The organism is Sphingomonas sp., assembly GCF_051962185.1.
Lineage (GTDB): Bacteria > Pseudomonadota > Alphaproteobacteria > Sphingomonadales > Sphingomonadaceae > Sphingomonas.
The window spans coordinates 1-5,060 of record NZ_JBQCCN010000326.1 but is presented as its reverse complement, the minus strand read 5'-3'; the positions used below and the strand labels follow the sequence as shown (position 1 = coordinate 5,060).

Genomic DNA, 5,060 nt, shown 5'->3' with positions numbered 1-5,060 from the left:
CTCGAACTGGTGGTCGACGCCGCCGACATCCCCGCCGAGATCCAGATCTCGCTCGCCGGTCTCGACGTCGGTGATTCGATCCACATCTCGAACGTCAAGCTGCCCAAGGGCGCCAGCTCGGCGATCGACGATCGCGACTTCACCATCGCCACCGTCGTCGCGCCGTCGGCGCTGAAGTCGGAAGCGGTCGAGCAGGCCGCCGAGGAAGCCGCCCAAGCCGAGGAAGCTGCCGCCGAGCATGCTGCCGAAGTCGAGGCCGCGGAAGCCGCCGAGGGCGACACCGCGAGCGAGGAAGCGCCGGCCGCCGAGGGCGACGCCGAGTAAGCATCGGCTTCATCGCCGAATTGAAGGGGGCGCCGCGATCCACTCGATCCGGCGCCCTTTTCATATCCTCAGGTGCTCACCCAACGCCTCCCGGCGAAGGCCGGGGCCCAGCGTCGAGGACATCCAGACGGCGCCGCGCTGTCGAGAGGCCGTGGCGACCGGGCCCCGGCCTTCGCCGGGAAGGCGTTGTTTCTGACCGCGCACATTATAAAGGTACGCCATGCAACTCTGGGTCGGCCTCGGAAATCCCGGCGCTCAATATGCGATGAACCGGCACAATGTCGGCTTCATGGCGGCCGACGCGATCGCCGAGGTGCAGGACTTCGGGCCGGTCAAGAAGCAGTTCCAGGGCTGGACGCAGGAAGGGCGGATCGGGTCGGAGAAGATCCTGCTGCTCAAGCCGGCGACCTTCATGAACGAGAGCGGACGCTCGATCGGCGAGGCGATGCGCTTCTACAAACTGACGCCCGAGGACGTCACCGTGTTTTACGACGAGCTCGACCTCGAGCCGTTCAAGGTGCGCGTGAAGCGCGGCGGCGGGGCGGCCGGGCATAACGGTATCCGCTCGACCATCCAGCATCTCGGCGACGGTTTTCGTCGCGTGCGGATCGGCATCGGCCATCCCGGGCACAAGGACCGCGTCCATGGCTATGTGCTTGGCAATTATGCGAAAAGCGAGATCGATCCGCTGAGCGACCTGCTCGGCGCGTTGGCGGCCGAGGCCGATTGGCTGGCCAAGGGCGACGACGCGCGGTTCATGAGCGACCTGGCATTGCGGTTGCAGGGATAGGAGGGATCACACGCGTTCCGGACCGATCCTTGCCTTCAAGTTCGCCGCCTACGTCCCGTCGTTCGTGCCAACGTCCCGCCCCCCGGTTCGACGCGACCGCCAAAAACCCGATCCGCTGGCCGCGTCTCCCGGTCCGGCGTTTTGCGGGCCGGTTCGGTGCTCGGTCGAATCCATCCAAGATCGAGCCGACAGACCGACCTATAGCGCCCCCGAATCACGGGGAAGTGTCGCGATGAAGCCGGTATTCCTATTGAGCGCGATGGCGAGTGGCCTGTTGATTGGCGGCGTCCTCGCGCTGACGACCGCGAGCGCCCTGCCCGTGGCCGCCGCGACGCATCTTACCGACCGATAGGCGCTTGCGTCGTCGCGCGGTGCGTGCTTCGCCCGGCGGCATGACGACCCGCGACCTTTTCGCCACGCGTTTCTACGACGCCCCGCTCGGCGACGATGCGTTGGTGGCCGAGCTTGGCGATGCCTGTCGCGACCTTGCCGAGCAGGATCGCGCCGGGCGCGGCTGGTCGAAGGAACATGGCTATCGCGGCTATACCTCCTACGCGTCGCTCAACGACCTGCCGCTGCGCGATCCGCGCTTCGCCGATCTGGTCAAATTGCTCGACCGCCACGTCGCCGCTTTCGTCAGGGAATGCGGGTTCGAGCTCGGCAAGAAGCTCAAGCTCGACAGCCTGTGGGTCAATGTCCTCAAGCCCGGCGGCACGCATTCGGGGCATATCCACCCGCATTCGATCGTCTCCGGGACCGTCTATATCGCGGTGCCGCCCGGATCTGGTGCGCTCAAGCTCGAGGATCCGCGCCTGCCGCTGATGATGGCGGCGCCGTCGCGCCCCGGCACGTTCGTCTATGCCGAGCCGGCCGAGGGCAGCGTCTTCCTGTGGGAAAGCTGGCTGCGCCATGAAGTGATGCCCAATGCGGCCAGGCGGGACCGGATCAGCATCAGCTTCAATTATCGCTGAGGCTCGGATACGCTCGGCGGCATGACGATCGACCGACGCACGATGCTGGGCGCCGCCGCTGTCGCGGCGATCCTGCCCGAGGTCGCGCTGGGAGCGGAAGGGAAGCCGATGTACGGGATGCTCGGGCGGATGAAAGCGGTGCCGGGCAAGCGCGACGAGCTGCTCGCCTTGCTGCTCGACAGTTCCGGCGGAATGCCCGGCTGCCTCAGCTATATCGTCGCCAAGGACCTCAAGGATCCCGACGCGCTCTGGGTAACCGAGGCATGGGACAGCAAGGAGCATCACGACGCGTCGCTCAAGCTGCCGCAAGTGCAGGCGACGATCGCCAAGGCGCGGCCGTTGATCGCCGGGTTCGATTCGGGCGCCGAAACCGAGCCGGTCGGCGGCATCGGCCTGAGAGGCTGAAGGACGCGGCGCGCGCCGTTTGCAACGGGGTTGTCGCATAGCTGCGTTGCGAGCGGGGTCGTTTGACGCCTGAATGTGTTTGATCCGCGTCAACCCGGGCCTGTCCCGGGGTCCACCGTGCCGCTTAACCCGCCGCCGATGGGTGGGCGGCGCAGTAGATGCCGGGACGAGACCGGTATGACAGTTAAGTTGGCCGCCATCCGCATCACGCTCTCTGCCAATCGTATCTCCGAGCGGTCACCCGGCCGTTAGCAGGGAGATAACCATCGTGCGGCGCGTTTGAATCGCGATGGTCCAGCAACAGATCTCGGTCGTGACGCTCGGCGTCGACGACCTCGCGCGCTCGAAGCGTTTCTATGGCGAGGGCTTCGGCTGGAAGCCGGTGTTCGAATCCGACGAGATCGCCTTTTTCCAGATGAACGGGCTGATGCTCGGCCTGTGGCTCAAATCGAAGCTCACCGCCGACATGAAGCAGGAGGCGGATGGCAATTTCCACGCCTTCGCGCTGGCGCACAACGTGTCGCGCGAGGAGGATGTCGCGCCGCTCATCGCCCGCCTCGCCGACCATGGCGGCGCGGTGCTGCGCGAGGCCGATGCGCCGCCGCATGGCGGGTTTCGCGGCTATGTCGCCGATCCAGACAACCATGTCTGGGAAATCGCGCACAACCCGGCCTGGCCGGTCGACGAGGAAGGGCATGTCACCTTCGGAACCTGACCGACTCCCCGATGAACCGCCGGGCCAGCGTCAATTCAGGAACGCGGCAGTAATGTTGCCCGTTCTTCGGGGGGCATCGAGTGGAGTATGATGCCGTGACAAAAACCAATTTTCGCCCAGTGTCGCGCCGGCGCCGCCTCGCGACGGTCGCGACCATCGCGCTGGCGGCGGCGCTTTCCGCCTGCGGCAAGGGCAATGACCAGCAGATGACCACCGCGGCACTGCCGTCGCTTCCCGCGACCCTGCCGCTCGACGCCAGCCCGTCAACCGCCTGGCCGACTGCGCCCGAAGTCGCCGCCCTTCCGGAGGCCGCGCCGGTCCGCACCGTGCGCGTCGCCGATCCGCGCGACGACTATGGCTATGCCGACGCGGCCTATGATTATCAGGACGTGCTGGGCGATGCGCCGCCCGATTATTATTTCGACTATGACGGCGTCGACCCCTGGGCATGGGAAGGATATGACCAATCGGTCGTGTTCCTCGAGCCGGTCGATGACGGCTATCGCTATTATTACTACCGGCCCGGCGCCGACGAACCCTATTTCGTCCGCGATCCCTATTATGGCTATGGCTATGACGACGGCCGCCTGGCGGTGATCTACGACGATTATGGCGCGGTCGTGCCTTATGCCGATTACGGCGCGCGCCTCGATTATGCCGGTCGCTATCTGCAGCGCGGACGGGCGCTTTATGCCGCTTCCCGCCGCGACGACCGGCGCGCGGTCAGCGCAGCCAATTGGGCGGCGCGCAGCGCCGCGATCTCGGCCGCTCAGGCGCGCTGGGCGACGGCCCGCACCCGCCAGCCGCAGTGGCGCGATTACACTGCCCGCGCCGGCGCCAGCCAGGCCAATTACTGGCGCGAGGAGGCGGTCCGTCGCCAGGCCGATACCCGGCGCTTCGCGGCATGGCAGAACGATTCGTTCCGCTCGCCGCCGCCGCCGCGCGCGATCCCCGCGACCTGGACCACGGCTAAATGGGCGCATGACCAGAAACGCTTCCTGCCGGCCCGCGCCGACCGCGTGCGCTTCGCGGCCAACGCGCAACCCGGCCGGGCTGCCGCAGGCGCTCCGCAGGCACTATTCGGCAATCGCGAACAGGTCGGCCCGGCGCGCATGCCGAACGCCGACCCGATGCCGGACGATGCACGCCGCCAGGCGCTCGCCGCCCGCGGCGGGCAGCCGATACCCGGCTCGGCGCCGATGCGCGCGATCCGCGAGGCACAGCGCAATGCCGCTCCGGGACGCTTCACGCCGCAAGCGCAACCGCAGGGCCGGTCCAATCCGCCCGTGCCGCCGCGCATCCAAGGCAATGCCGATCGCGCCCGGCGCCTCGCCAATCTGCGCGGCAATCGCGCAGCTCCCGGCAATGCCGCGCGGTTCCAGCCACAGGCCCAGCCGCAACGCCAGCCGCGCGTCGCGACCCCGCGCCCGCAGCCGCAACCACAGGCCGGCCGGGGCAACGGACGCCCGCAATTCGCGGCCGCTCGACCGCAGCCCCAGCCTCGCGTGGCCGCGCCCCGGTTCCAGCAACCCCGCTTCAACGCCGGCGAGCGTGCCCGCTTCCAGGCGCCGCGTCCGCAACCGCGGGTGGCTGCGCCGCGGCCGCAGGCGCCGCGCTTCAATGGCGGCATGCGCCCGGCACCGCAGATGAACCGGCCGGCCTTCCAGCCGCGTGCGCCGCAAGTGGCGCGGCCGGCCGCTCCCGCGCCGCGGATGATGGCGCGCCCCGCACCGCAGCCGAGGGCCGCCGCTCCCCGCCCCGCTCCGCAACCGCGCGGCGGCGGCAACGGCAACCAGCGCGGCCACGGACGCGGTCACGACTGAGCCGCGCTAGCGCGATACCCCGGCCGCTCGCT

5 protein-coding genes and 1 pseudogene are annotated in these 5,060 nt (G+C 68.5%); all 6 read left to right on the top strand.

Annotated features, from left to right (window positions below; all coding sequences use genetic code 11):
- A pseudogene (locus tag ACTHJR_RS20055) lies at window positions 1-324 on the top strand (hypothetical protein); the annotation flags it as partial.
- Between the two features lie 220 nt (window positions 325-544).
- Window positions 545-1,114, top strand: a complete 570-nt coding sequence (gene pth, locus ACTHJR_RS20050; RefSeq protein ID WP_440525193.1) for an aminoacyl-tRNA hydrolase — start codon at window positions 545-547, stop codon at window positions 1,112-1,114.
- A 392-nt stretch (window positions 1,115-1,506) separates the two neighbouring features.
- On the top strand, window positions 1,507-2,085 hold the full coding sequence (locus ACTHJR_RS20045; protein ID WP_440525192.1) for a TIGR02466 family protein: 579 nt from the start codon (window positions 1,507-1,509) through the stop codon (window positions 2,083-2,085).
- A 21-nt stretch (window positions 2,086-2,106) separates the two neighbouring features.
- Window positions 2,107-2,490, top strand: coding sequence for a putative quinol monooxygenase (locus ACTHJR_RS20040; protein ID WP_440525191.1), 384 nt, complete (start codon window positions 2,107-2,109; stop codon window positions 2,488-2,490).
- A 289-nt stretch (window positions 2,491-2,779) separates the two neighbouring features.
- The gene (locus tag ACTHJR_RS20035; protein WP_440525190.1) at window positions 2,780-3,205 is read left to right on the top strand and encodes a VOC family protein; all 426 of its coding nucleotides are present in this window, start codon (window positions 2,780-2,782) and stop codon (window positions 3,203-3,205) included.
- A 119-nt stretch (window positions 3,206-3,324) separates the two neighbouring features.
- Entirely contained in the window at window positions 3,325-5,028 is a 1,704-nt protein-coding gene (locus tag ACTHJR_RS20030) for a hypothetical protein (protein WP_440525189.1), read from the top strand.
- Window positions 5,029-5,060 lie beyond the last annotated feature (32 nt).

What these genes read in the sequence shown, in the direction of transcription:
- pth (WP_440525193.1), top strand. Translation starts at nt 545, where the DNA reads ATGCAACTCTGGGTCGGCCTCGGAAATCCCGGCGCTCAATATGCGATG.
- ACTHJR_RS20035 (WP_440525190.1), top strand. Translation starts at nt 2,780, where the DNA reads ATGGTCCAGCAACAGATCTCGGTCGTGACGCTCGGCGTCGACGACCTC.
- ACTHJR_RS20040 (WP_440525191.1), top strand. Translation starts at nt 2,107, where the DNA reads ATGACGATCGACCGACGCACGATGCTGGGCGCCGCCGCTGTCGCGGCG.
- ACTHJR_RS20045 (WP_440525192.1), top strand. Translation starts at nt 1,507, where the DNA reads ATGACGACCCGCGACCTTTTCGCCACGCGTTTCTACGACGCCCCGCTC.